Origin of the sequence: Moorena sp. SIO4E2 (assembly GCF_010671945.1) — a bacterium.
GTDB classification, from domain to species: domain Bacteria; phylum Cyanobacteriota; class Cyanobacteriia; order Cyanobacteriales; family Coleofasciculaceae; genus Moorena; species Moorena producens.
In genome coordinates, this window is sequence record NZ_JAAHIE010000028.1 from 20,749 (window position 1) to 21,164 (window position 416).

Annotated in this window: 1 pseudogene; it reads right to left on the bottom strand. The window is 41.3% G+C overall.

The features are described 5' to 3' along the window. A pseudogene (locus F6K37_RS05785) lies at positions 1-416 on the bottom strand (hypothetical protein); the annotation flags it as partial.

Here is a 416-nt window from a genome sequence, read left to right on the forward strand (position 1 = left end):
CTAAGAGAGTGCCATCTTTGACTTTTAGTTGATCGTCAACAATTTTAAAGCGACCCTGAGCATCATCTAATAATTTATAAGTATGGCTATCTCCCCAATCAACATCCTTAGTAGTCAGCCTAGCAATGGTCGTGCCATTTTCACTCAATTCCTTGACACTGTTCCCAGAAAGGGTGATATCCGTTGGAGCACTATTCTGGTTTTCGAGGACTTCGATACTGAAAGTTTCCTCGTAGCTTTTACCCCCGGAATCCGTGGTGCGGATTTTGATCGAGTGACTAGAGTTGTCATCAAAGTCTATGAGGTGGCCATTTTTGACTTTTAGTCGATTGCCATCAATTTTAAAGCGACCTTGAGCATCATCTAATAATTTATAAGTATGGCTATCTCCCCAATCAACATCCTTAGTAGTCAGC